The 25527-nt window shown below is 68.5% G+C and carries 18 protein-coding genes, 3 rRNA genes and 2 pseudogenes; 7 read left to right on the top strand and 16 right to left on the bottom strand.

All coding sequences use genetic code 11. The features are described from left to right. Positions 1-474: 474 nt before the first annotated feature. The 12 genes from rrf to argC all read right to left on the bottom strand — a co-directional run bounded on the left by rrf (position 475) and on the right by argC (position 15304). Positions 475-591: ribosomal RNA gene (gene rrf / locus V5P93_RS09645) — 5S ribosomal RNA — on the bottom strand. A 118-nt stretch (positions 592-709) separates the two neighbouring features. After that, positions 710-3817: ribosomal RNA gene (locus V5P93_RS09640) — 23S ribosomal RNA — on the bottom strand. Between the two features lie 364 nt (positions 3818-4181). Then, positions 4182-5699 (bottom strand): 16S ribosomal RNA (locus V5P93_RS09635). The 16S, 23S and 5S rRNA genes sit together here, the layout of an rRNA operon. Positions 5700-6277: 578 nt before the next feature. Beyond that, positions 6278-6922 (bottom strand): DNA-3-methyladenine glycosylase, encoded by a 645-nt coding sequence (locus V5P93_RS09630; RefSeq protein ID WP_245931826.1) that lies wholly within the window; start codon positions 6920-6922, stop codon positions 6278-6280. Further along, on the bottom strand, positions 6919-8346 hold the full coding sequence (gene argH / locus V5P93_RS09625; RefSeq protein WP_104483660.1) for an argininosuccinate lyase: 1428 nt from the start codon (positions 8344-8346) through the stop codon (positions 6919-6921). Before argH ends, V5P93_RS09630 begins: the two co-directional genes overlap by 4 nt. Positions 8347-8371: 25 nt before the next feature. Further along, entirely contained in the window at positions 8372-9568 is a 1197-nt protein-coding gene (locus V5P93_RS09620) for an argininosuccinate synthase (protein WP_104483659.1), read from the bottom strand. Then, the gene (locus V5P93_RS09615) at positions 9561-10100 is read right to left on the bottom strand and encodes an arginine repressor (protein ID WP_104483658.1); all 540 of its coding nucleotides are present in this window, start codon (positions 10098-10100) and stop codon (positions 9561-9563) included. The genes V5P93_RS09620 and V5P93_RS09615 overlap by 8 nt, the downstream gene beginning before the upstream one ends. Continuing rightward, entirely contained in the window at positions 10097-11017 is a 921-nt protein-coding gene (gene argF / locus V5P93_RS09610; protein WP_104483657.1) for an ornithine carbamoyltransferase, read from the bottom strand. The genes V5P93_RS09615 and argF overlap by 4 nt, the downstream gene beginning before the upstream one ends. A 3-nt stretch (positions 11018-11020) precedes the next feature. Beyond that, entirely contained in the window at positions 11021-12211 is a 1191-nt protein-coding gene (locus V5P93_RS09605; RefSeq protein WP_104483656.1) for an acetylornithine transaminase, read from the bottom strand. After that, positions 12211-13104, bottom strand: a complete 894-nt coding sequence (argB, locus tag V5P93_RS09600) for an acetylglutamate kinase (protein WP_104483655.1) — start codon at positions 13102-13104, stop codon at positions 12211-12213. Before argB ends, V5P93_RS09605 begins: the two co-directional genes overlap by 1 nt. Continuing rightward, positions 13101-14288, bottom strand: a complete 1188-nt coding sequence (gene argJ / locus V5P93_RS09595) for a bifunctional glutamate N-acetyltransferase/amino-acid acetyltransferase ArgJ (RefSeq protein WP_104483654.1) — start codon at positions 14286-14288, stop codon at positions 13101-13103. The genes argB and argJ overlap by 4 nt, the downstream gene beginning before the upstream one ends. After that, positions 14285-15304 carry an N-acetyl-gamma-glutamyl-phosphate reductase gene (gene argC / locus V5P93_RS09590; protein ID WP_104483653.1) on the bottom strand — a complete coding sequence of 340 codons (1020 nt, stop codon included), beginning with the start codon at positions 15302-15304 and terminating at the stop codon, positions 14285-14287. Before argC ends, argJ begins: the two co-directional genes overlap by 4 nt. A gap of 296 nt (positions 15305-15600) precedes the next feature. Here argC and V5P93_RS09585 point away from each other — a divergent pair, with 296 nt between their 5' ends. Genes V5P93_RS09585 through V5P93_RS09575 form a run of 3 tightly spaced genes read left to right on the top strand, consistent with a single transcriptional unit; the run spans position 15601 to position 18331 of the window. Continuing rightward, positions 15601-16548 carry an amino acid ABC transporter permease gene (locus V5P93_RS09585; protein ID WP_245931825.1) on the top strand — a complete coding sequence of 316 codons (948 nt, stop codon included), beginning with the start codon at positions 15601-15603 and terminating at the stop codon, positions 16546-16548. Then, on the top strand, positions 16545-17306 hold the full coding sequence (locus V5P93_RS09580; RefSeq protein WP_104483651.1) for an amino acid ABC transporter ATP-binding protein: 762 nt from the start codon (positions 16545-16547) through the stop codon (positions 17304-17306). The genes V5P93_RS09585 and V5P93_RS09580 overlap by 4 nt, the downstream gene beginning before the upstream one ends. Positions 17307-17323: 17 nt before the next feature. Further along, positions 17324-18331, top strand: coding sequence for a transporter substrate-binding domain-containing protein (locus V5P93_RS09575; protein ID WP_104483650.1), 1008 nt, complete (start codon positions 17324-17326; stop codon positions 18329-18331). Here V5P93_RS09575 and V5P93_RS09570 read toward each other — a convergent pair. The 3 genes and pseudogenes from V5P93_RS09570 to V5P93_RS09560 all read right to left on the bottom strand — a co-directional run. After that, positions 18318-18656 (bottom strand): annotated as a pseudogene (locus V5P93_RS09570) (GNAT family N-acetyltransferase); the annotation flags it as partial. The gene V5P93_RS09575 and the pseudogene V5P93_RS09570 overlap by 14 nt on opposite strands. Then, positions 18656-19538 (bottom strand): annotated as a pseudogene (locus V5P93_RS09565) (IS5 family transposase). The pseudogenes V5P93_RS09570 and V5P93_RS09565, both read right to left, overlap by 1 nt. Further along, positions 19522-19956, bottom strand: coding sequence for a hypothetical protein (locus V5P93_RS09560; protein ID WP_181043806.1), 435 nt, complete (start codon positions 19954-19956; stop codon positions 19522-19524). The pseudogene V5P93_RS09565 and the gene V5P93_RS09560 overlap by 17 nt, the downstream one beginning before the upstream one ends. A 156-nt stretch (positions 19957-20112) precedes the next feature. Here V5P93_RS09560 and V5P93_RS09555 point away from each other — a divergent pair, with 156 nt between their 5' ends. The 4 genes from V5P93_RS09555 (at position 20113) to V5P93_RS09540 (ending at position 24753) form a co-directional block, all read left to right on the top strand. Then, positions 20113-21099, top strand: coding sequence for an LLM class flavin-dependent oxidoreductase (locus tag V5P93_RS09555; protein ID WP_245931642.1), 987 nt, complete (start codon positions 20113-20115; stop codon positions 21097-21099). Next, positions 21096-22370, top strand: coding sequence for an LLM class flavin-dependent oxidoreductase (locus V5P93_RS09550; RefSeq protein ID WP_181043807.1), 1275 nt, complete (start codon positions 21096-21098; stop codon positions 22368-22370). The genes V5P93_RS09555 and V5P93_RS09550 overlap by 4 nt, the downstream gene beginning before the upstream one ends. Positions 22371-22669: 299 nt before the next feature. Then, on the top strand, positions 22670-24019 hold the full coding sequence (locus V5P93_RS09545; protein WP_104482289.1) for an AAA family ATPase: 1350 nt from the start codon (positions 22670-22672) through the stop codon (positions 24017-24019). Then, a complete protein-coding gene (locus tag V5P93_RS09540; RefSeq protein ID WP_219824143.1) occupies positions 24016-24753 on the top strand; it encodes an HNH endonuclease in 738 nt (245 codons plus the stop codon). Before V5P93_RS09545 ends, V5P93_RS09540 begins: the two co-directional genes overlap by 4 nt. A 102-nt stretch (positions 24754-24855) precedes the next feature. On the opposite strand, the gene V5P93_RS09535 is transcribed toward V5P93_RS09540, so the two are convergent. Continuing rightward, positions 24856-25521, bottom strand: a complete 666-nt coding sequence (locus V5P93_RS09535) for an O-methyltransferase (protein ID WP_245931643.1) — start codon at positions 25519-25521, stop codon at positions 24856-24858. Positions 25522-25527 lie beyond the last annotated feature (6 nt).

The raw sequence follows: 25527 nt of genomic DNA, 5'->3' as shown, positions 1-25527 counted from the left end.
CGGAAACTGCCGGAGCCGCCGCGGTCGTCGCGGTTCGTCGAGCGGTAGCCGCCCCGATCCGAACCCGGGCGGTCGTCGCGGGAACGGTTTCCGCCATCGCGGTCGGAACGGAAACTGCCACGGTCCGAGCCACGGTTGTCGCGGTAGCCACCACGGTCGGAGCTGCGGTTGTCGCGGTCATTGCGGTAGCCGCCCTGGCCCCGGTCCGAGCGGTAGCCGCCGCGGTCCGAGTCGTGCTTGCCCCTGGGGCGGTCGTCGCGGCGGTCGGAACGGCCGCCCGAGTTGTGACCGCGTGAGTTGTCGCCGCCCGCGTCACCGCGGTCACGGTCACCCTGTCGCCCGAACTCCGACACTTGCATCCTCCCGAACGCGGGACCACCCGCACCTACACGACCACACGACCGACGCCGAAAAGGGCCTGTGGTTGACGCACGTTTTACACGTGCCCCACCACAGGCCCTTTCGGGAATGTGAGTCCGGCGGCGTCCTACTCTCCCACACCCTCACGAGTGCAGTACCATCGGCGCTGGTGGGCTTAGCTTCCGGGTTCGGGATGGGACCGGGCGTTTCCCCACCGCTATGACCGCCGTAACACTATGAAACACATCATCAACCTCGACCCCACCACAACCAAGACCACACATGACATGGTCTGGGGGGTGGGGGTGGTTGGTGTCTCAGACACCGTACAGTGGATGCGTAGCCTCTTCGTTGTAAGCCCTCGGCCTATTAGTACCAGTCAACTCCACCCCTCACGAGGCTTCCATCTCTGGCCTATCAACCCAGTGGTCTAGCTGGGGGCCTTAACCCCTCAAAGGGGGCGGGAGACCTCATCTTGGAACGAGCTTCCCGCTTAGATGCCTTCAGCGGTTATCCCTTCCGAACGTAGCCAACCAGCCATGCCCCTGGCGGGACAACTGGCACACCAGAGGTTCGTCCGTCCCGGTCCTCTCGTACTAGGGACAGCCTTCCTCAAGTCTCCAACGCGCGCGGCGGATAGGGACCGAACTGTCTCACGACGTTCTAAACCCAGCTCGCGTACCGCTTTAATGGGCGAACAGCCCAACCCTTGGGACCTACTCCGGCCCCAGGATGCGACGAGCCGACATCGAGGTGCCAAACCATGCCGTCGATATGGACTCTTGGGCAAGATCAGCCTGTTATCCCCGGGGTACCTTTTATCCGTTGAGCGACACCGCTTCCACCAGCCAGTGCCGGATCACTAGTCCCGACTTTCGTCCCTGCTCGACCTGTCAGTCTCACAGTCAAGCCCCCTTGTGCACTTGCACTCAACACCTGATTGCCAACCAGGCTGAGGGAACCTTTGGGCGCCTCCGTTACCCTTTGGGAGGCAACCGCCCCAGTTAAACTACCCACCAGGCACTGTCCCTGAACCGGATCACGGTCCGAGGTTAGACACTCAGTACGATCAGAGTGGTATTTCAACAACGACTCCACACCCACTGGCGTGAGCGCTTCACAGTCTCCCACCTATCCTACACAAACCGAACCAAGCACCAATACCAAGCTATAGTAAAGGTCCCGGGGTCTTTCCGTCCTGCCGCGCGTAACGAGCATCTTTACTCGTAGTGCAATTTCGCCGGGCCTGTGGTTGAGACAGTCGAGAAGTCGTTACGCCATTCGTGCAGGTCGGAACTTACCCGACAAGGAATTTCGCTACCTTAGGATGGTTATAGTTACCACCGCCGTTTACTGGCGCTTAAATTCTGAGCTTCGCCCCGAAGAGCTAACCCGTCCTCTTAACGTTCCAGCACCGGGCAGGCGTCAGTCCGTATACATCGTCTTGCGACTTCGCACGGACCTGTGTTTTTAGTAAACAGTCGCTTCTCGCTGGTCTCTGCGGCCACCCAGCCCTAGCCCGCAACGGAGCTTCAAGCCAGACGGCCCCCCTTCTCCCGAAGTTACGGGGGCATTTTGCCGAGTTCCTTAACCACAGTTCACCCGAACGCCTCGGTATTCTCTACCTGACCACCTGTGTCGGTTTGGGGTACGGGCCGCACGGACACTCGCTAGAGGCTTTTCTCGGCAGCATGGGATCACTCTACTTCGCCTCACTCGGCTACGCATCACGCCTCACCCTCATGAGCGACGGATTTGCCTATCGCTCGGGCCACACGCTTACACCAGACACCAACTGCTGGCGGAGCTACCCTCCTGCGTCACCCCATCGCTTGGCTACTACCGGATCAGATCCCGCGCTCAGATGATTCAGTCCGAAGACATCCACACCCTTGGGCGGTTAGTATCACCGGCCTCACCAGGGACGCGTCCACACGGGTACGGGAATATCAACCCGTTGTCCATCGACTACGCCTGTCGGCCTCGCCTTAGGTCCCGACTTACCCTGGGCGGAACAGCCTGGCCCAGGAACCCTTGGTCATTCGGCGGACGAGATTCTCACTCGCCTATCGCTACTCATGCCTGCATTCTCACTCGCACAGCCTCCACCACTGGATCACTCCGCGGCTTCCACGGCTGCACGACGCTCCCCTACCCACCCACACCACTGGCTGTCATCTCAAGGACGACAGCGATGTATTTGTGTGAGTGACACAGCTTCGGCGGTGCGCTTCAGCCCCGCTACATTGTCGGCGCAGGACCACTTGACCAGTGAGCTATTACGCACTCTTTCAAGGGTGGCTGCTTCTAAGCCAACCTCCTGGTTGTCTGGGCGACCCCACATCCTTTCCCACTTAGCGCACACTTAGGGGCCTTAGCTGGTGTTCTGGGCTGTTTCCCTCTCGACTACGAACCTTATCGCCCGCAGTCTCACTGCCGCGCTCTCACACCCCGGTATTCGGAGTTTGGTTGATTTCGGTAAGCTTGTAGGCCCCCTAGACCATCCAGTGCTCTACCCCCGAGGTGAAACACACGACGCTGCACCTAAATGCATTTCGGGGAGAACCAGCTATCACGGAGTTTGATTGGCCTTTCACCCCTACCCACAGCTCATCCCCCAGGTTTTCAACCCTGGTGGGTTCGGGCCTCCACGACGTCTTACCGTCGCTTCACCCTGGCCATGGGTAGATCACTCCGCTTCGGGTCTAGACCACGCGACTCAACCGCCCTCTTCGGACTCGCTTTCGCTACGGCTACCCCACACGGGTTAACCTCGCCACGCAGCACTAACTCGCAGGCTCATTCTTCAAAAGGCACGCCATCACCCCTCAAGGCTCTGACGGCTTGTAGGCACACGGTTTCAGGTACTCTTTCACTCCCCTCCCGGGGTACTTTTCATCTTTCCCTCACGGTACTAGTCCGCTATCGGTCATCAGGAAGTATTCAGGCTTAGCGGGTGGTCCCGCCAGATTCACAGCGAATTTCACGAGTACGCTGCTACTTGGGAACACTCTCCAGAGACCACATGTTTTCGCTTACGGGGCTCTCACCCTCTACGGCCGCCCGTTCCAAGACGTTCACCTAACACATGGTTTTCTTACTCTGCGCCAGTCCGGCAGAACCGACCGAAAGGTCCCACGACCCCGCCACCGCAACCCCTGCCGGGTATCACACGACGACGGTTTAGCCTCTTCCGCTTTCGCTCGCCACTACTCACGGAATCACGGTTGTTTTCTCTTCCTACGGGTACTGAGATGTTTCACTTCCCCGCGTTCCCCCCCAACACCCTATATATTCAGGTGCGGGTGACACCACATGACTGGTGCCGGGTTTCCCCATTCGGACATCCTCGGATCACAGCTCGGTTGACAGCTCCCCGAGGCATTTCGCAGTCTCCCACGTCCTTCATCGGCCCCTGATGCCTAGACATCCACCGTATGCCCTTACACACTTACAACAAAGATGCTCGCATCCACTGTACAGTTCTCAAACACCAACCAGACACCAGAACACATCCACGACCACCGGACCCGCGCACCACGCGGCGGTCTGATCGACGCCCTGGCCCTGACACTGAGCAAACCCTCACGGGTGTTGTCTCAGGACCCAACAGTGTACCGACACACTCACCACTCACCACCATCGACCATCCGCGTTCCACGCACACCGTTCCGAAGAACAGCGGCAGTACTGGCAGCCCTGACCGACACCGAGGAGCGTTCGCTCGTCCAGTAGTTCCACAGCATATGAGCGCCACCCACCAGGCATTCGCTGGCAGCGTGGTCTCCCACCACCCGAAGGTGATGGCAGGTGCTCCTTAGAAAGGAGGTGATCCAGCCGCACCTTCCGGTACGGCTACCTTGTTACGACTTCGTCCCAATCGCCAGTCCCACCTTCGACCACTCCCCCCCTTGCGGGTTGGGCCATGGGCTTCGGGTGTTACCGACTTTCGTGACGTGACGGGCGGTGTGTACAAGGCCCGGGAACGTATTCACCGCAGCGTTGCTGATCTGCGATTACTAGCGACTCCGACTTCACGGGGTCGAGTTGCAGACCCCGATCCGAACTGAGACCGGCTTTAAGGGATTCGCTCCACCTCACGGTCTCGCAGCCCTCTGTACCGGCCATTGTAGCATGTGTGAAGCCCTGGACATAAGGGGCATGATGACTTGACGTCATCCCCACCTTCCTCCGAGTTGACCCCGGCAGTCTCCCATGAGTCCCCGCCATTACGCGCTGGCAACATGGAACGAGGGTTGCGCTCGTTGCGGGACTTAACCCAACATCTCACGACACGAGCTGACGACAGCCATGCACCACCTGTACACCGGCCACAAGGGGGCCGATATCTCTACCGGTTTCCAGTGCATGTCAAGCCCAGGTAAGGTTCTTCGCGTTGCATCGAATTAATCCACATGCTCCGCCGCTTGTGCGGGCCCCCGTCAATTCCTTTGAGTTTTAGCCTTGCGGCCGTACTCCCCAGGCGGGGTGCTTAATGCGTTAGCTACGGCACGGAAACCGTGGAATGGTCCCCACACCTAGCACCCACCGTTTACGGCGTGGACTACCAGGGTATCTAATCCTGTTCGCTCCCCACGCTTTCGCTCCTCAGCGTCAGTATCGGCCCAGAGACCCGCCTTCGCCACCGGTGTTCCTCCTGATATCTGCGCATTTCACCGCTACACCAGGAATTCCAGTCTCCCCTACCGAACTCAAGTCTGCCCGTATCGACCGCAGGCCCACAGTTAAGCTGCAGGTTTTCACGGCCGACGCGACAAACCGCCTACGAGCTCTTTACGCCCAATAATTCCGGACAACGCTCGCACCCTACGTATTACCGCGGCTGCTGGCACGTAGTTAGCCGGTGCTTCTTCTGCAGGTACCGTCACTTGCGCTTCGTCCCTGCTGAAAGAGGTTTACAACCCGAAGGCCGTCATCCCTCACGCGGCGTCGCTGCATCAGGCTTGCGCCCATTGTGCAATATTCCCCACTGCTGCCTCCCGTAGGAGTCTGGGCCGTGTCTCAGTCCCAGTGTGGCCGGTCGCCCTCTCAGGCCGGCTACCCGTCGTCGCCTTGGTAGGCCACTACCCCACCAACAAGCTGATAGGCCGCGGGTTCATCCCATACCGCCGGAACTTTCCACCCCCCACCATGCGGAGAGGAGTCATATCCGGTATTAGACCTCGTTTCCAAGGCTTATCCCAGAGTATAGGGCAGATTACCCACGTGTTACTCACCCGTTCGCCGCTCGTGTACCCCGAAGGGCCTTACCGCTCGACTTGCATGTGTTAAGCACGCCGCCAGCGTTCGTCCTGAGCCAGGATCAAACTCTCCAAAGATGATTTAGAGTGCTGCCTGACAAACAGACACCAAAACTGGCATCAATTCATCTCAAAGGAACCCACATCGGGGTTCTATCATTCAAGCTCTACTGGCTTAAATCGGCACACTGTTGAGTTCTCAAACAACACACGCACATCCGGGTCGACCGCGCTGAGCGGCCTAGCCAGAGGCTGGTACTTCTTGGCTTTTGTCTCGGACTCCAAGGTCGCCCACTCTACCACCTCGCGGCGGGAGCTTGGTTCGCGGCCCCTCTGGAGTCTGGCGCTCGTTCCGGTTTTCCCGGCCCGTGTCGCGCTGACAGAGAGAAAGTTACACGGCTTCAAACCCGGGGTCAAATCGCGCCCCCAGGCCCCTTCCACGCGGCAAAACCGCAGGTCAGAACCCTTGTGGAAGGTCTTGAAACCAACGTAACCCACCCCGAAGCCGGTGGGTATGTGATGGCAGTCACATCAACTTTCTTTGCAGGTCGCCGTCCTAGGCCGCTCGCAGGCCCACGACCTGCGGAAACGACAGTGGCCGCCGACCTTGTGGGGTCGACGGCCACGGGAGGACCACTCGGATGGGCTCAGCAGGCCTAGAGGGTTGGTACGACGCGGGTGCGCTTACCGCCGCGGCGGTAGGCACTGACCGCCCTGGAGCCGTCTACCCAGAACCGCCAGGGCACGTCCATCGCGACAGCCACGCCCACCCGCGGCCCTACGCGCACGGATTCGGCAGGTACGCGTTCACCGGCCAAGAGGCGCACGGGAGATGCCAGGTCGGTGAGGTCGACGCCGTTGTCGTCGCGGGTGAGCCCCAGGACGCCGGTGAGCCGTGCGGGCCCCTTGGCCAGCTCGGCGTCGGAACGCGAAGCCGGTCGACGGGACCTCGCCAGGTCGATGCCGTCAACGACCTCTCCCGCGCGGAGGAGGACGGCACCCGGCACACCGTCGGTAAGAGCGACCACGTTCGCGCAGAAGTGCATCCCGTAGACGAAGTACACGTAGAGGTACCCGGCGGGCCCGAACATGACTTCGTTGCGAGGGGTCTTACCGCGGTAGCAGTGCGACGCGGGGTCGTCCCCGCCGCGGTAAGCCTCGACCTCCACGATGCGCACGCGCACGGTGCCCTGCGGACTGTCGGACTCCAGCACAGCCCCTAAGAGGAGCTTGGCGGCGTCGACAGGGTCTACCGCGAGCTCGTCGCGTGTCAGCACCTCGCCCGCCGCCCCGCCGGTCACTTCCGCAGGGTTTGCTCCGCCCACGTCCGGTACTCCTCGACTCGGGTCACCACACGGTCGCGCTGCTCCGCGACGCGGCGCGGGGCGGTCCCACCGTACGCGTCGCGGGAGGCGATCGAGCCCGCCACCGTGAGCACGTCCCGGACGGCGGCCGTGAGCGCCGGGTCGACCTCGGCGAACTCCGCGTCGGTCAGCTCGTCGAGGCCGATCCCCTTGGCCTCGGCGCGGCGCACGCACTCCCCCGCCGCCTCGTGCGCGACGCGGAACGGCACGCCCTGGCGGACCAGCCACTCGGCGATGTCGGTGGCCAGGGTGAACCCGGCCGGGGCCAGCGCGGCGAGGCGGTCGGTGTCGAAGGTGAGCGTGTCGAGCATGCCCGCGAGCGCGGGGAGCAGCAGTTCGAGCTGGGCGATGGAGTCGAAGACCGGCTCCTTGTCCTCCTGCAGGTCCCGGTTGTAGGCCAGCGGCTGGGCCTTGAGCGTGGCCAGCAGGCCGGCCAGGTTGCCGATCATGCGGCCGGACTTGCCCCGGGTCAGCTCGGCGACGTCGGGGTTCTTCTTCTGCGGCATGATCGAGCTGCCGGTGGCCCAGGCGTCGTGCAGGGTCGCGTAGCCGAACTCGGCGGTGGTCCAGATGATCACCTCTTCGGCAATCCGGGACAGGTTGACCCCGAGCATGGCCACGACGAACGCGAACTCGGCGGCGAAGTCGCGGGAGGCGGTGCCGTCGATGGAGTTCTCGACGGGGGCGTCGAAGCCCAGTTCCTTGGCGACCGCGTCCGGGTCCAGGCCGAGCGACGAGCCCGCGAGGGCGCCGGAGCCGTAGGGGGACACGGCCGCGCGCTTGTCCCAGTCGCGGAGGCGGTCGACGTCGCGCAGCAGCGACTGGGCGTGCGCGAGGAGGTGGTGGGCCAGCAGGACCGGCTGGGCGTGCTGCAGGTGGGTGCGGCCGGGCATGGCTGCCTCGGGGTGGCGCCCGGCCTGGGCCAGCAGCGCGGTGACGACGTCGAGGGTGCCGCCCGCGACGGTGCGCGCGGCCTCGCGCAGGTACATGCGGAACAGGGTGGCGATCTGGTCGTTGCGGGAGCGGCCCGCGCGCAGCTTGCCGCCGAGTTCGGCGCCCGCCCGGTCGAGCAGGCCGCGTTCGAGGGCGGTGTGCACGTCCTCGTCGGCGGGGACGGGGGTGAACGCCCCGGAGACCACGTCGGCCTCCAGGGTGTCCAGGGCGGTGAGCATGCCGCGCAGCTCGACCTCGGTGAGCAGGCCCGCGTTGTGCAGCACGAGCGCGTGGGCGCGGGACCCGGCGATGTCGTGGCGGGCGAGTCGCCAGTCGAAGTGGGTCGACAGGCTCAGCGCGGCCATGGCCTCGGCCGGTCCGGAACTGAACCGCCCACCCCACAACGCGGTGGGTTCCTGCTCGCTCAACGGAGATTCCTCTCTAGTGGTTTGTTCAGAGCTTGGCCGCACGGCGCGCGGCGATCTTCGACGGCAGGCCCCAGAGCTGCACGAAGCCCTTGGCGAGCGACTGGTCGAAGGTGTCGCCCTCGTCGTAGGTGGCGAGGTTGAAGTCGTAGAGGGACTGCTCGGAGCGGCGGCCGTTGACGACCGCGCGGCCCGCGTGCAGCACGAGCCGCACCTCGCCGGTGACGTGCGCCTGAGTATGGGCGATGAACGCGTCGAGCGCGTCCTTGAGCGGGGAGAACCAGAGCCCGTCGTAGACCAGTTCGGTCCAGCGCTGCTCGGCGGTGCGCTTGAACCGGGCGAGGTCGCGTTCGACGGTGACGTTCTCCAGCTCCTGGTGCGCGGTGATCAGCGCGAGGGCGCCGGGGGCCTCGTAGATCTCGCGGCTCTTGATGCCGACCAGGCGGTCCTCGACGAGGTCGAGGCGGCCGACGCCCTGGGCGCCCGCGCGCCGGTTCAGCTCGCGGATGGCCTGCAGGACGGTGACGGTCTCGCCGTCGATCGCGACGGGGACGCCGCAGTCGAAGGTGATGACGAGTTCGTCGGGGTCGCGCGGGTCGGCGGGGTTCGAGGTGTAGCTGTAGACGTCCTCGGTGGGGGCGTTCCAGATGTCCTCGAGGAACCCGGTCTCGACGGCGCGTCCCCACACGTTCTGGTCGACGGAGAACGGGGAGCGCTTGGAGACGTCGATGGGCAGGTCGCGGTCCTCGGCCCAGGCGATGGCCTTCTCGCGGGTCCAGGCGAAGTCGCGGACGGGGGCGATGACGCGCAGTTCGGGGGCGAGGGCGCCGATGCCGACCTCGAAGCGGACCTGGTCGTTGCCCTTGCCGGTGCAGCCGTGGGAGACGGTGGTGGCGCCGTGCGCGCGGGCGGCGTCGACGAGGTGGCGGACGATCACGGGCCGGGACAGCGCGGAGACCAGCGGGTAGCGGTCCTGGTAGAGCGCGTTGGCCTGGAGGGCGGGCAGGCAGTACTGCTCGGCGAACTCGTCGCGGGCGTCGACGACGACGGCCTCGGCGGCGCCGCAGGCCAGCGCCCGCTTGCGGATGGTGTCGAGGTCCTCGCCGCCCTGGCCGACGTCGACGGCCACGGCGACGACCTCGGCGCCGGTTTCCTCGGCGATCCAGCCGATCGCGACGGAGGTGTCCAACCCGCCGGAGTAGGCGAGGACGACCCGGTCAGTCATCGGTTTCTCCTTGCGTCGGGGGTGGCGTCGGCCTGCCGGGGGCGGTGCGGGCGGCCATCGCCATGAAGCGGTCGGCCATCTGGAGCCCGGTGACGGGTTCGCGGCAGATGACCATGAGGGTGTCGTCGCCCGCGATGGTGCCGACGACCTCGTGCAGTGCGGCCCGGTCGATCGCGCTGGCGAGGAACTGCGCGGCACCGGGCGGCGTTCGGAGCACGGTCAGGTTGGCCGACGCGTCCGCGGAGACGAGCAGTTCGCTGAGCAGGCGGGTGAGGCGGGAGGTGCCGCCCTGCACGCCGCGCACGGGGTTGCCGTCCTCGGGGATGACGTAGACCGGGGCGCCGCCGTCCGCGCCGCGCAGCTTGACCGCGCCGAGTTCGTCCAGGTCGCGCGAGAGCGTGGCCTGGGTGGCCTCGATGCCCTCGGCGTGCAGGAGGGTGGCGAGTTCGGTCTGGCTGCGGATGGCCCGCTCGGTGACCAGCTCGACGATGCGGGCCTGGCGCGCGGCGCGGGTGGCGGCGGAGGTGGTCACGTTCGGGCCACCAGCCAGCTCAGCAGGGCCTTCTGGCTGTGCAGCCGGTTCTCCGCCTCGTCCCAGACGGCGCTGGCGGGGCCGTCGAGGACCTCGTCGGTGATCTCCCAGCCGCGGTGCGCGGGCAGGCAGTGCAGCACGATGGCGCCGGGGGCGGCGCGGCCGAGCAGCGCGTCGTCGACGCGCAGCTTGCGGAAGGAGCTGACCCGGTCGCGGCCGTCGTTCTCCTGGCCCATGGAGGTCCAGGTGTCGGTGACGAGCACGTCGGCGCCGTCGACGGCGGCGTGCGGGTCGGCGAGGACCGCGACGCTGCCGCCGGTCTCCTTGGCGCGCCGGTCGGCGTCGACGACGATGTCGGCGCGCGGTTCGAAGCCCTCGGGGGCGACGACGCGCACGTGCATGCCCGCGGTGGCGCCGCCGAGCAGCAGGGAGTGGGCCATGTTGTTGGCGCCGTCGCCGAGGTAGGTGGCGGTGAGGCCGGCGAGCTTGCCGTGGCGTTCGCGGATGGTCATCAGGTCGGCGAGAACCTGGCAGGGGTGGAACTCGTCGGTGAGGGCGTTGATGACGGGGATGGACGCGGCGGAGGCCATGGCCTCGATGCGCTTCTGCGCGTAGGTGCGCCAGACGATGACGTCGACGTAGCGGGAGAGCACGCGGGAGGTGTCCTCGATGGTCTCTTCGCGGCCGAGCTGCATGGTGCGGCCGTCGACGATGACCGAGGTGCCGCCGAGCTGGGCGATGCCGACCTCGAAGGACACCCGGGTGCGGGTGGAGTTCTTCTCGAAGATGGCGGCGACGGACTTGTCGGCCAGCGACCTGGTCGAGTGCGGGTCGGCCTTGAGCGCGTCGGCGAGGTCGAGGACCTCGCGCTGCTCGTCGGGGGTCAGGTTGTCGTCGCGCAGGAAGTGCCGGACCACGGTTCAGCCCTCCTGGGCGGTGTCGAGGATGCCGGGGAGCGCGGCGAGGAAGTCGCCCGCCTGATCCTCGGTGAGCACGAGCGGCGGTGCGAGCCGCACGGTGTCGGTCTGGACGTTGTTGACCAGGTAGCCCTGGCTCGCGGCGGCGGCGGCGACCTTGGCGGAGACGGGTGCGGTCAGCGCGATGCCGAGCAGCAGCCCGCTGCCGCGCACACCGGCGACGAGCGGGTGGTCGAGGTTTTCGACGCCCGCGGCGATGTCCTTGCCGAGCGCGGAGACGTGTTCGAGGAGTCCGTCGGCGGAGATGGTGCGCAGCACGGCGAGGCCGGCGGCGGCGCAGACGGCGTTGCCGCCGAAGGTGGTGCCGTGGTGGCCGGGGGCGAACAGGTCGGCCGCCGCGCCGACGGCGACGCAGGCGCCCAGCGGCAGGCCGCCGCCGAGGCCCTTGGCCAGGGTGAACACGTCGGGGACGATGCCCGCCTGCTGGAAGGCGAACCAGCCGCCGAGCCTGCCGATGCCGGTCTGCACCTCGTCGAGGATGAGCAGCGCGCCCACCGCGGTGGTGATCTCGCGGGCGGCCTGGAGGTAGCCGTCGGGGGCGGGGACGACGCCGCCTTCACCGAGGACGGGTTCGAGGATGACCGCGGCGGTGTCGCCGTCGACGGCGGCGCGCAGCGCGTCGACGTCGCCGAACGGGATGTGCTCGACGCCGGGGACCAGCGGCTGGAACGGGGTGCGCTTGGGCGGCTGGCCGGTGAGGGTCAGGGAGCCCATGGTGCGGCCGTGGAAGGCGCCGTCGGTGGCGATGACCTTGGGCCTGCCGGTGAGGCGGGCGAGTTTGAACGCGGCCTCGTTGGCCTCGGCGCCGGAGTTGCAGAAGACGACCTTGCCGTTGCCGGTCAGGCCCGCGACGTCGAGCAGCGCCTCGGCCAGTTCCACCGCGACGGGGTTGACGTAGAGGTTGGAGACGTGGGCCATCTTGGTGATCTGCTCGGTGACCGCGGCTACTACGGCCGGGTGGGCGTGTCCGAGCGCGTTGGTGGCGATACCGCCTACCAGGTCGAGGTAGCGCTTACCGTCGGCGTCCCACACGTACGAGCCCTCACCGCGCACCAACGCGATGCCCGGCGTGCCGTAGTTGTCCATCAGCGCGGACTTCCACCGCGCCTGGGCGTCCAAGTTGGACTCGACCATCACTTCTCCCCCTTGTCGGGCAAAACCATGGTTCCGACACCACCGGTGGTGAAAACCTCGAGCAGCACGGAGTGCGCGAGCCTGCCGTCGATGACGTGCGCGCGCGGCACGCCACCGGTGACCGCGCGCAGGCAGGCCTCCATCTTGGGGACCATGCCGCTCTCCAGGCGGGGCAGCAGGTCGGCGAGCGCGGACGCGCGGATCTCGTGCAGCAGCGACGACCGGTCGGGCCAGTCGGCGTAGAGGCCCTCCACGTCGGTGAGCACGACGAGCTTCTCGGCGTCGAGCGCGATGGCGAGCGCGGCGGCGGCGGTGTCGGCGTTGACGTTGTGGGTGACGCCGTCGCGGTCGGCGGCGACCGTGGACACGACCGGGATGCGGCCCGCGGCGACGATGTCGAGCACGGCCGACGGGTTGACCTCGACGACGTCGCCGACGAGCCCGAGGTCGACTTCCTGTCCGTCGATCTCGGCGGTGCGGCGTTCGGCGGTGAACAGGTGCGCGTCCTCGCCGGAGATGCCGACCGCGAGGGGCCCGTGTTGGTTGATCAGCCCTACCAGCTCACGGCTGACCTGTCCGGTAAGAACCATGCGGACGACGTCCATGGCTTCGGGGGTGGTCACGCGCAGACCCGCGCGGAATTCGCTGGGAATGCCCATCTTGCCGAGCATGGCGCCGATCTGCGGTCCACCGCCGTGTACCACTACGGGACGCAGACCGGCCAACCGCAGAAAAACCATGTCTTCCGCGAAAGCGCGCTTGAGGGTGTCGTCGACCATGGCGTTGCCGCCGTATTTGACGACTACGAGCGCGCCGTGGAAGCGGCGCAGCCACGGGAGAGCCTCGACGAGGACATTCGCCTTGTCGGCCGGGGTGAGCGCGTCGGTGCTCATGAGCTGTACGCGCTGTTCTCTTCGACGTACGCGTGCGACAGGTCGGTGGTGAGGATGGTGCCGACGCCGTCGCCCGCGTGCAGGTCGATCTCGACGAGGATGTCGCGGCCGGACAGGTCGGCGACGGAGCGGTCCTCGCCGCGCCCGCCCGCGCGGCACACGGTGACGCCGTTGATGGTGATGTCGAGCTTGGACTGGTCGAACTCGGTGGGCGCGTTGCCGACCGCCATGGCGATGCGGCCCCAGTTGGGGTCGCTGGCGAAGAACGCGGTCTTGCACAGGTTGTCGACCGCGACGGTGCGCGCGGTGGCAACGGCTTCGGCGTCGGTGGCGGCGCCGCGCACGGTGATGGTCACGTGCTTGGTGACACCCTCGGCGTCGGCCTGCAACTGCGCGACGAGGTCGGCGCACAGCGTGGTCAGGTGCTCGGTGAATGACGCCTGGTCGACCTCGACGCCGGACGCGCCGGAGACCAGCAGCAGCACGGTGTCGTTGGTGGAGGTGCCGCCGTCGACGTCGAGCCGGTTGAAGGTGGCGTCCACGGCCGCGCGCAGCGCCGCGTCGGCGGTGGCGGAGTCGACCACGGCGTCGGTCGTGACGACGCTGAGCATGGTGGCCATGTTGGGCGCGCACATGCCCGCGCCCTTGGCGAACCCGCCGACGGTCCAACCGCCGGGGGCGGTGAGCGCGGCCAGCTTGGGCCGGGTGTCGGTGGTCATCACGCCGGTGGCGGCGGCCAGGCTCGCGTCGGCGGACCGGGCGAGTTCCTTGGCGGCGAGGTCGATGCCGGACCGGATGGCGTCCATGGGCAGGCGCTCGCCGATGAGGCCGGTGGAGCAGACCGCGACGTCGATGGCGCCGATGCCGAGCACGTCGGCGACCTTCTCGGCGGTGGCGTGGCTGTCCTGGAAGCCCTCGGGGCCGGTGCAGGCGTTGGCGCCGCCGGAGTTGAGCACGGCGGCCTTGAGCCTGCCGGTGGTGAGCACCTGCTTGGACCACAGCACGGGGGCGGCCTTGACCTTGTTGCGGGTGAACACGCCCGCCGCGGCGGTGACCGGGCCGTCGTTGACCACCAGGGTCAGGTCGGGCTTGCCGTTGGTCTTGATGCCCGCGGCCACACCGGCGGCGCGGAACCCGGCCGCCGCGGTGACGCCCTGGCTGCGGTCGATCTCGGGGACGGTCACGGGGCTACTCCCACGGTGGACAGGCCCGTCGTCTCCGGCAGGCCGAGCGCGATGTTCATGGACTGCACGGCGCCGCCCGCCGTGCCCTTGGTGAGGTTGTCGATGGCGGCGACCACGACCAGCCTGTCCAGGTCCTCGTCGACGGTGACCTGGAGCTGGGTGGCGTTGGAGCCGAGGACGGCGGCGGTGGTCGGCCACCGCCCCTCGGGGAGCAGGTGCACGAACGGCTCGTCGCCGTACTCCCGCTCGTAGACCGCGCGCACGTCCGCGGTCCCGGCGAGCGGGGCGCTGCACGTGGCGAGGATGCCGCGCGGCAGGGGCGCGAGGACGGGCGTGAACGAGACGGGGACCTTCCGGCCCGCGATCGCGCTGAGGTTCTGCGTGATCTCGGGGGTGTGCCGGTGGGCGCCGCCGACGCCGTAGGCGCTGAGCGAGCCCATGACCTCGGAGCCGAGCAGGTTGGGCTTGAGGCTCTTGCCCGCGCCGGACGTGCCGGAAACCGCGACCACGACGACCTCGCCGTCGACCAGCCCGTGCCGCACGGCGGGGGCCATGGCCAGGGAGGACACCGTCGGGTAGCAGCCGGGGACGGCGATGCGCTTGGTGCCGCGCAGCCGCTCGCGGGCGCCGGGCAGCTCGGGCAGGCCGTACGGCCAGGTGCCCGCGTGCTCGCTGCCGTACCAGCGGGTCCAGTCCTCGGCGCTGCTCAGCCGGTGGTCGGCACCGCAGTCGACGACGAGGGTGTCCGGGCCGAGCTGGGCGGCGATGGCGGCGGAGTGGCCGTGCGGCAGGGCGAGGAAGACGACGTCGTGGCCGCCGAGCACGCCAGCGGTGGTCTCCTCCAGCACGCGGTCGGCCAGTGGGAGCAGGTGCGGCTGGTGCTCGCCCAGTCGCGAGCCCGCGTTGCCCCCGGCCGTCAACGCGCCGATCTCCACCTCCGGGTGGCCGAGCAGCAGCCGCAGCGCCTCGCCCCCCGCGTACCCGCTCGCTCCCGCCACCGCAACCCGAACCGTCATGTGGATGATTATGCAGTCTGACGCAAACCTACTCAACCCGATATCGGGGCGGTGACCGGCGTCACAGGGCCAGTGTGGGCGCGGGCGGCGCGACCGCGCGCGCCGCGGCGGGCGGGTTCACTCGCTGGGCACGAGGCGGGGCGACCACCAAAGAAATACCTCTCACGTATTCCCGAACCATTCTTTTCAACGCTGGAAATAAATCCACTCTCTCACATCGTGAACAGCGATCCCGATTCCACTGGATGGTCATAAAGTGTGCCCGGTTCCCAGGCCCCGAATCCCCCGGAGCTCATGTGACTTCCCTGTCCCCGCCACCGACCCGCCCGGCGGAAGATCTCCTCGGACGACTGAAATCGACGAAGGTGGTGCCGCTGCGGCACCCCTGGCGCTGGGTGGCGGGCGCGGTGGCGCTGGTGCTGCTCGCCCAGGCCGCGCACGCGCTGATCACCAACGACGCGTTCCAGTGGGACGCTTTTGGCTACTGGTTCTTCCGCCCGGTCGTCATGGACGGTCTCCTGCTGACGCTGGAACTGACCGGGCTGGGCGCGGTTTTCGGACTCATCGGCGGGGTCGCGCTGGCGCTGATGCGGCTTTCCCGGAACCCGGTGCTGCGCGCGGTGTCGTGGGGCTACGTCTGGGTTTTCCGGTCGATCCCGCTGATCGTGCTGCTGCTGTTCCTGGCCAACGTGACCGCGCTGTACAGCACCCTGAGCCTCGGTATCCCGTTCGGGCCGTCGTTCGTCGAGTTCCGCGCCAACGACCTGCTGAGCTTCTTCGTGGTCGCGGTGCTGGGGCTGAGCCTGCACGAGGCGGCGTACGCGGCGGAGATCGTGCGCGCCGGGATCATCTCGGTCGACCAGGGGCAGCTGGAGGCGGCGTCGGCGCTGGGGCTGCCGAAGACGCGGCAGTACCGGCGGATCATCCTGCCGCAGGCCACGCGGGCGATCATCCCGAACTACGCCAACCAGCTCATCAACCTGCTCAAGGGCACGTCGGTCGTCTACATCACCTCGCTGCTGGAGCTGTTCGGCGTGGTGCAGACGCAGGCGAGCACGAACAGCGGCCAGATCATCCCGCTGCTGATGGTCGGCACGGTCTGGTACGTGATCCTGACCAGCCTGCTCTCGGTCGCGCAGTACTACCTGGAGCGCCACTTCTCCCGGGGCGCGCTGCGGACCGTGCCCGCGACGCCCGCGCAGAGGTTCCGGGCGCGGATGCGTTCGCTGGGGGTGGCCCGATGACCGCGGCGGTGACGGTGCGCGGCGCGGTCAAGTCCTACGGCGCGAACCGGGTGCTCGACGAGGTCGACTTCACCGCGGCGGCCGGTGAGGTGACCGCGATCATCGGTCCGTCCGGCTCCGGCAAGTCCACGCTGCTGCGCGCCATCAACCACCTGGAGCCGCTCGACAGCGGGTTCGTCGCGGTGCACGGCGAGCTGATCGGGGTGCGCGCGCACCGCGGCAGGCTCCGGGAGCTGAGCGAGCGCGCGATCCTGCGGCAGCGGTCGCGGATCGGGTTCGTGTTCCAGAACTTCAACCTGTTCCCGCACCTGTCCGTGCTGGAGAACGTGATCGAGGCGCCGGTGGTGACGCGGGGCGTGGCGAAGGCGGAGGCCGTCGAGCGCGCGCGGGAGCTGCTGGCGAAGGTGGGGTTGGCGGACAAGGAGACCGCGTACCCGCGCCAGCTGTCGGGAGGGCAGCAGCAGCGGGTCGCCATCGCACGGGCGCTGGCGCTGCGGCCGAGGCTGCTGCTGTTCGACGAGCCCACCTCGGCGCTGGACCCGGAGCTGGTCGGTGACGTGCTGGCCGTGCTGCGCGACCTGGCCGCGTCCGGCACCACGATGATCGTCGTCACGCACGAGATCGGCTTCGCCCGCGACGTGGCCGACCGGGTCGTGTTCCTCGACGCGGGCCGGATCGTCGAGCAGGGGCCGCCGGATCAGGTCCTGCTGGCCCCACGGGAAGACCGCACCCGTGAATTCCTCGGAAAGCTGCGCTGAGAACAGTGAGGACACCCATGCCCCTATCCGCCCGAATCCCCGCCGCCCTGGCCGCGTTGACGGTGACCGCCACGCTCGCCGCCTGCGGATCCGGCGACGCCCCTGCCGCCACCGCGGTCGACGCCAACGGCAACCAGGTCGTCACCGTCGCGGCGAACACCGACTTCACCACGCCGGTCCAGCTGACCGTGGCGAAGGTCGACGCGATCCGGGCGAAGCTGCCGAAGGCCGTCCTGGACCGCGGCACCCTGGTCATCGGCGGCGGCGCGATCCCCAACGGCTCGCCGCCGCTGAACTTCATCGGCACCGACCAGAAGACGCTGACCGGTGTGGAGTCCGACCTCGGCAGGCTGGTCGCCGCGGTGCTCGGGCTGACGCCGGACGTGCAGAACGCGTCGTGGCAGAACATGTTCGTGCGCACCAAGAGCGGCGAGTTCGACGTGTCGTTCTCCAACATCACGGTGACCGAGGAGCGCAAGCAGCAGGGCTTCGACTTCGCCTCTTACCGCGAGGACAACCTCGGGTTCGAGGTGAACAAGGACAGCACCTGGAACTTCGACGGCAACTACGGGAGTTTCGCGGGCAAGACCGTCGCGGTCGACACCGGCACGAACCAGGAGAAGATCCTGGTGGAGTGGCGCACCAAGCTCCAGGCCGAGGGCAAGACCCTGGAGATCCGCAACTTCGCCGACCGCAACGCCACCTACCTCGCGCTGGCGTCTGGCCGCGTCGACATCTACTTCGCCCCGAACCCCAGCATCGCCCACCACGCCAAGAAAACCGAGTCGACGCCGCACCCGAGCCGCAGCGCGGGCTCGTTCTCCGGGGCGGGCACGACGTTGCAGGGGCTGATCGCGGCGACCACCAAGAAGGACAGCGGTCTCGTCCAACCGGTGGCCGACGCGCTCAACCACCTGATCGAGAACGGCCAGTACGCCAAGGTGCTGGCCGCCTACGGGCTCAGCGACGAGGCGGTGACCCGCGCCGAGGTCAACCCGCCCGGCCTGCCGATCAACAACTCCTGACCGGCGTCTCGGCCGGCACGGTCAACAGCAGGAACGGCATCTCGCGGCGCAGGCGGAACCCCAGTGCCTCGTACAGGCGGATCGCGTTGGTGTTCCGCGCTCCCGTGTGCAGGAACGGCGTTTCGCCCCGCGCCCGGATGCCCGCCGCCACGGCCAGCACGAGCCGGGTCGCCAGGCCCTGGCCGCGCGCGGCGGGGTCGGTGCAGACCGCGCTGATCTCGGTCCAGCCCGGCGGGCGCAGGCGTTCACCGGCCATCGCCACGAGCACCCCGGCGCGGCGGATGCCCAGGTAGGTGCCCAGCTCGATGGTCCTAGGCCCTGTCCTCAAAGCCAGAGGGTGAGGGCGGCGAGGTCGATCATGGCTTGGTAGGACAGGGCGGTCTTGTCGTAGCGGGTGGCGATCGCGCGGAACTGCTTGAACCGGTTGAAGCAGCGTTCGACGACGTTGCGGCGCTTGTAGATCACCGGGTCGAAGGCGGGTGGCCGACCGCCTGCCTGGCCGCGGCGGGCCCGGCCGTCGCGTTGGTCGCGGCGTTCGGGAATCGTGGCCCGGATGCCGCGCCGGCGCAGGTAGCCGCGGATGGCGCGGCTGGAATAGCCCTTGTCCGCGATCACCCGCGCCGGACGTGTGGCACGTCGGCCTGGTCGTGCCGGCGGGAACCACACGCCCGCCAGCACGGTGTCGAACATGGTGCAGTCATTGGTGTTCCCGCCGGTCAAGACGGTCGTCAGTGGGCGACCGTGTCCGTCGCAGGCCAGGTGGATCTTGGTGGACAGGCCGCCACGTGACCGGCCGATAGCATGATCATCTGGTTCGGTCTGCCCGCCGCACGACCCGCTCGCCCCCTGTGTGCGCGGCCGTACGGCGCCGGGCACCGGCCGCGTGCTGATGAGCACGCACGATGCTGGAATCGACCGAGACCTCCCGGTCCAGCTCGTCGATCGCCTCCGCGATCACCCGCACCCTCGCCACCAGCATCGTGAGGGTGCCGTTGCGTGACCAGCGCCAGAACCGGTTGTAGACCGTCTTCCACGGCCCATAACGCTCCGGCAGATCACGCCACGACACCCCGGTCTTGGCCTTGAACAACATCCCGTTGATCACACGCCGGTCATCCACACGAGGGCGACCCTTCGCCCCCGACACCGGCAACAACGACTGCAACGCCTGCCACTGCTCGTCAGTCAGCTCATGCCTGCGCACCACGACACAAGATCAAACCACGTCCGGCCCACCCGCTTTGAGGACGGGCCCTAGGGCGGAACGGGCCCGGCTGGGTGCGGGCGACGAGGTCGAGCATCTCGGGGACGTCGGCGGCGGTGAGCCGCAGCGCCTCGGGGTCGGGGGCGGGGGTGACGCCGTCGTCGACCATCTGGACGCCGTCGATCAGCTCGGCGGCGGGCCAGCCCGGGGGCGCCTGCGTCGCGCCGGGCACGACGATCCCGCTGCCCGGCGTCGCCATGGCCGCGAGGTCGGCCCACTCCCGGGCGGAACCGGTCGGCACGGCGTGGAACGGGGACACGTCGTCCGGGTAGCCCGCCGCGTCGCCGTACCGCCGCGCGATCGACTGGTGCGGACCGGTCAGCGCCGCCCAGGCCGGGTTGTCCAGGAGTTCCTCGCCCACGTGTGCCACCAATCCCCTCGGTTCACGGGCGAACGCGCCCGCGGGTGCAAGCAAACCCCGTTCGTCGATATTCCCTCCACATGGCACGTCCCACATCCTGGGTGGGCCTCGGGGGCCTGGTTAGTGTCGAAAGCAAGAGCGGCTCTGGGAGGCCTTGTGGCTCTGCATCTGGCTTTGGAAACCGACGGGGCGGGCGCGCACCCGGCAGCGTGGCGGTTCGGCGATCCCGCGAACCACCTGCGGCCCGCCGCGATCCGGGACGTGGTGCTGGCGGCGGAATCCGCCGGGTTCGCGCTGGCGACGTTCGCCGATTCACCGGTACCGCGGGCGGGTGCGGTGGGGCGGCTGGAGTCGGTCGGGCGCGCGGCGTTCGTGTCGACCCGCACCACGGCGATCGGGTTGGCGCCCGCGGTGCCGACGGCCACGGTCGAGCCGTTCCACCTCGCCGCGCAGATCGCGAGCCTGGACCACGCGACGCGCGGTCGGGCGGCGTGGGTGGTCACGGGGACGTCCCCGGCCGCGCTGGCGACCGTGGGGCTGGAGGAGGGGCCCGCTTCCGAAGTGGTCGCGGCGGTGCGCGCGTTGTGGGACTCGTGGGAGGACGACGCGGTCATCAAGGATGTCGCTTCTGGGCGCTACCTTGATGCCGACAAGGTGCACCACGTGGATTTCGAAGGGTCGTCGTTCACCGTCAAGGGGCCGCTGATCACGCCACGTCCGCCGCAGGGACAGCCGGTGGTGATCGCGGACGCGGGCCTGGCACTGGACGCGGACATCGCGTTGATCCCGGCGGACGAGGTCGGCCGCGCACGGCCCGATTCGCTGGTGTTCGCGGAATTGGAGGTCGTGCTCGACACCGACGTCCCGGCGGAGTCCCGGTTGGCGGCGTTGGACGCCGCGGCCGAGTGGGGGTCTTCGCGGACGCGGTACGTGGGGTCGGCCGTCGGGTTGGTGGAGTTGCTGGGTGAGCTGTCGTCGTCGGTCGACGGGGTTCTGCTGCACCCGGCGGCGCTGGCGGTCGACCTGCCGGTGCTGACCAGGCACGTGCTGCCCGCGCTCGACCTGGCGCCGCGTCGGCCGACGCTGCGCGAAACCCTGGGGCTGCCCAAGCCCGTCAACCGATTCGCGAGGGCCGGGCTGTGAGCGACGCGCAACTGCACCTCGGGCTGTTCTACACCGGGGTCGGCGGGCAGTACCTGTGGCAGGAAGCGGGCGACTTCGACCACACCACGATCGACGCCTACCTGTCCGTGGCCAAGACCTTGGAGCGCGGCCTGTTCGACGCGTTCTTCCTCGGCGAGGGCCTGCGGGTGCGGGAGAACCGCGGCCGGATCCTCGAAACCGACGTCGCGGGACGCCCGGACGCCATCACCCAGCTCGCGGCGCTGGCGGGGGCGACCGAGCACATCGGGTTGGTGGCGACGCAGAACGCCACGTACAACTTCCCGGCCGACCTCGCCCGCCGACTGGCCACTTTGGACGTGCTATCCGGCGGCCGAGCCGGGTGGAACGTGGTGACGACCGACAACGCCTGGACGGGCGCGAACTTCCGCCGCGGCGGGTGGCTGCCGCACGAGCGCCGGTACGAGCGGGCGGAGCAGTTCGTGTCCGCCGCCAAGGAGATCTGGGCGGCGGAGCGGACGGTCGAGCGGCACACGGACCTCGTCGAGTTGAGCGTCACGCCGACCGTGCCGCGGACCAGACCGGTGGTGTTGCAGGCAGGCGACTCCCCCGGCGGCCGAGACCTGGCGGCCCGGCACGCGGACGCGGTGTTCTCCGGCAACACCGAATACCCGAAAGCGCTTGCGTACGCGACGGACCTGCGATCCCGCCTGGCCGGGTACGGCCGCTCCCCAGACTCCCTGCGCATCCTGCCGGGCGCCTCGGTGGTGCTCGGCGCGACGGACGCCGAGGCCCAAGAACGCGCCGAGTGGCTGCGGCGGGAGTTGCTGACGCCGCGGCGGGCGATCGGGTTCCTGGAGCAGTACTGGGACAAGGACCTGTCGGCGTACGACCCGGACGGGCCGCTACCGGACGTCGAACCGTCGTCAGCGGAACTCGACCCGTCCCGAGGCACCCTGACCATCTCCGACCGCACGGGAAAGCTGGACCGCATCCGCCAGTGGCGCGAACTGGCAGCGGAGAAGAACCTGTCGATCCGCGAACTGGTCCTCCAGGTCCAACCCACCCGCCACGACTTCATCGGCACCCCCTCCCGCATCGCCGACGAGTGGGCCCACTACGTCCGAACCCGCGCCGTGGACGGCTTCATCCTGGGCGCGGACCGCCTGCCGACCGGGGTGGAGGAGATCGTCGACCGGCTGATCCCGGAACTCCAGGAACGCGGGGTCTACCGGACCTCGTACACGGGCTCGACCCTCCGCGAACACCTCGACCTGCCCACGGTCGACTGACACCCACACCCGGCCCGCGCGGTCTGCGGCCCAGGCTTCCCAACCCCCTGCGCCCGCGAGGGATCCCCCGCGATGGGGAACCCCTGTCTTCGATTCTCCCGGGGTTGGCAAAGCGGCGGAAGCGTTGACACCGGCCTGTGGACAACTTCGGCGCATGTGCATGGGTGGTTGTCCACAGGCTTGATCGTCTTCGCCGCGACTTGTCGGTGACCGCCAGTAAAGTGGATACCGGGGGCCGGAGGCGTGCCCCAGGTTTATCCGGGCCGGACATCCGGGCCGGTGGGCGATAGTGTCGGGGCATGTACGTGTCGCGCGTCCGGCTGGTCAACGTGCGGGGGTTCCACGGCGGGCGCGCGGTCGAGCTCGACCTGCGGCGGCCCGACAGCACCTATGCCGGGTGGACGGTCCTCGCGGGCCGCAACGGTTCGGGGAAGACGTCGTTGTTGCGCGGGATCGCGCTGGCCATCGGGGGGCCCGCGGCGGCGCGGACGTTGGTCGCCGACTTCGACAACTGGATCTCGGTGGGGCAGCAGGGGGCCACGGCGGCCGTGCAGCTGACCTTCGACCTCAACTTCGAGCGCTTCAAGAAGGGCCGCCCGCCGGAGCGGCCCTTCTGGGCGGGTCTGCGTTGGGCGGCCCCCGACGCCGAGGACACGGCGCACGCGCGGCGGCCGGTGCAGCCTTCGCTCGAGGAGCACAGTGAGGACGGGCGGGCCAAGACCGCGCCCCGCAACGGGCCGTGGCACGACAACCCGTCCGGGTGGTTCTGCGCCGCGTACGGGCCCTTCCGCCGGTTGATCGGCGGCACCGGTGACGTGCAGCGGTTGATGCTCGGCGCGGGCAGCGTCGCGCGGATGGCGAGCCTGTTCCACGAGGACGCCTCCCTCGCCGAGGGCGTCGCGTGGCTCATCGAGCAGCACCTGCGGGCCCTGGAGCGCCGCGAGGGCGCGCGCTACCTCAAGGAGACCGCGCTCAAGATCCTCGGCGACGGGCTGCTGCCCGACGACTACCGCATCAACGAGGTCGACTCCGAGGGCCTGTGGGTCTCCTCCGACGGCGGCCACCGGTTCCCGCTGCGGGAGATGAGCGACGGCTACCGCACGGTCGTCGCCCTGGTGGTCGACCTGCTCAAGCAGCTCTACGAGAGCTACGGCGACCTGCACCTCGACGGCACCGTCGTCGGCGTCCCCGGGGTCGTCATCATCGACGAGATCGACGCGCACCTGCACGTCTCGTGGCAGAAGCGGATCGGGGAGTGGCTCAAGCAGCACTTCCCCCAGATCCAGTTCATCGTGACCACGCACAGCCCGTACATCTGCCAGTCCGCCGACCCCGCCGGCCTGATCCGCCTCCCCGGCCCCGACGAGGACACCAGCCCGCAGACCGTCGACGGCGACCTGTGGGAGCGCATCGTCTACGGCACCGGCGACGACGCGGTGCTGTCGGACCTGTTCGGCCTCGACACCGCCTACTCGCACCGCGCCATCCGGTTGCGCCACCGCCTGGTCGAGTTGGAGATCAAGGTCCTGGACGGCACCGCGGACGAGCGGGAACGCGCCGACTACCACGAGCTGAAGCAGACCCTCACCAGCTCGCCGTCCGCCCGGGTCACCGAGGTGGCCGCCCGGCTGATCGCCGACGAGCGGTGATCAAGCTCGTCCGCCCGCCGCTCACCCCCGACCTGGTGGACTCGCTGCAACGCGCCACCGACGGCATCCGCGCGGCGCGGCGCAAGGAGCAGGTCGCGAAGGCCCGCGCCCTCTGGCGCTCCCGACCGGCGGTCCGCCAGGCCGTCGGCGCCACGCTGCGCGGGTTCGCCCCCGGTCGCGAGCGCTGCATGTACTGCGGCGACAACCAGGGCACCGACATCGACCACTTCTCCCCCGTGGCCCTGACCCCGCTGCTGACCTTCGCCTGGCGCAACCACCTGCTGGCCTGCTCGGCCTGCAACAGCCACCACAAGCGTGACCGCTTCCCCCTCGACGACCGCGGCAAGCCGCTGCTGCTGGACCCCACCGTCGACGACCCCTTCGACCACCTGGCCCTGTCCCTCACCCTGGGCCGCTACCACCCGCTGACCGACCGCGGCGCGGGCACGATCGACATCTGCGGCCTCAACCGCGACATCCTGACCAGGGGACGGCAGAACGCCAGGTCGACCCTGGTGTTCCTGTTCGAGCGCTGGGCCGTCGCGCACCGGACCGACGACCGCGCCACCGCGGACCGGGTCATCGACACCGTGCGGGAACAGCCCTTCGCCGACGTCGTCCAGGCGATGCTCCGCTACAGCACCCGCCCCGGTGCGGCGGACGTCTTCTCGGAGCAGCCGGAGGTCCTCGACGTCTTGCGGCACCCGGACCTCCGGGCCCGGCTCGCTCTCTAGCCCCCACCGCACGGCAGGCACGTGCGCGGCGAGCCCTCGGCGAGACGAGTTGAGCCGCCGGAGCCGGGGCCTCGGCGGCCTGGCCGCAACGGTGCTTCCGCGCTAGTGCTTGCGGACCAGCGTCACGCCGTCGCGCAGCGGCAGCAGCACGGCGGAGACGCGGTCGTCGGCCACGATCATGTCGTTGACCGCCCGGATGGCGAGCGTCTGCTCGTCCTGGGCCGCCGGGTCGATGATCCGGCCCTCTTGCAGCATGTTGTCCAGCACGATCAGGCCGCCGGGGCGCAGTCGCACCAGGATTTCCTCGTAGTAGTCGGCGTAGCCGGTCTTGTCCGCGTCGATGAACGCGAAGTCGATGACCGGGTCCAGGGGCAGGGACCGCAGGGTCTCCACCGCCGGTGCCAGGCGCAGGTCGATCCGGTCGGTCACGCCCGCGCGGGCCCAGTACTTGCGGGCCACCGCCGTCCACTCCTCGCTGACGTCGCAGGCCAGCAGCGTGCCGCCCTCGGCCAGGCCGCGCGCGATGCAGATCGACGAGTAGCCGGTGAACACGCCGATCTCGACCGCGAACCGGGCGCCGGTGAGCCGGGCCAGCATCGTCAGGAACTCGCCCTGTTCGTGGGAGATCTGCATGGAGATCACGTCGCCGTGGTCGGCGGCGGTCTCCGCGGCCAAGTCGCGGAGGAGGTCGTCGCCGGGGCTCGAGTGGGCGAGCACGTAGTCGTTGATGGCCGGGTCGACTATGTCGATGCGGTGGTCCATGTCCATGCCGCA

The organism is Actinokineospora auranticolor, assembly GCF_041897805.1.
GTDB classification, from domain to species: Bacteria; Actinomycetota; Actinomycetes; order Mycobacteriales; family Pseudonocardiaceae; genus Actinokineospora; species Actinokineospora auranticolor.
Note: the sequence above shows the minus strand (reverse complement) of the source record. Positions and strands in the feature narration are given on the sequence as shown.

Excerpts from the sequence above, each read along its gene's own strand:
- V5P93_RS09620 (WP_104483659.1), bottom strand. The coding sequence starts at position 9,568 with ATGACTGACCGGGTCGTCCTCGCCTACTCCGGCGGGTTGGACACCTCC.
- V5P93_RS09605 (WP_104483656.1), bottom strand. The coding sequence starts at position 12,211 with ATGGTCGAGTCCAACTTGGACGCCCAGGCGCGGTGGAAGTCCGCGCTG.
- argB (WP_104483655.1), bottom strand. The coding sequence starts at position 13,104 with ATGAGCACCGACGCGCTCACCCCGGCCGACAAGGCGAATGTCCTCGTC.
- argC (WP_104483653.1), bottom strand. The coding sequence starts at position 15,304 with ATGACGGTTCGGGTTGCGGTGGCGGGAGCGAGCGGGTACGCGGGGGGC.
- V5P93_RS09580 (WP_104483651.1), top strand. The coding sequence starts at position 16,545 with ATGACCGCGGCGGTGACGGTGCGCGGCGCGGTCAAGTCCTACGGCGCG.
- V5P93_RS09575 (WP_104483650.1), top strand. The coding sequence starts at position 17,324 with ATGCCCCTATCCGCCCGAATCCCCGCCGCCCTGGCCGCGTTGACGGTG.
- V5P93_RS09545 (WP_104482289.1), top strand. The coding sequence starts at position 22,670 with ATGTACGTGTCGCGCGTCCGGCTGGTCAACGTGCGGGGGTTCCACGGC.
- V5P93_RS09535 (WP_245931643.1), bottom strand. The coding sequence starts at position 25,521 with ATGGACATGGACCACCGCATCGACATAGTCGACCCGGCCATCAACGAC.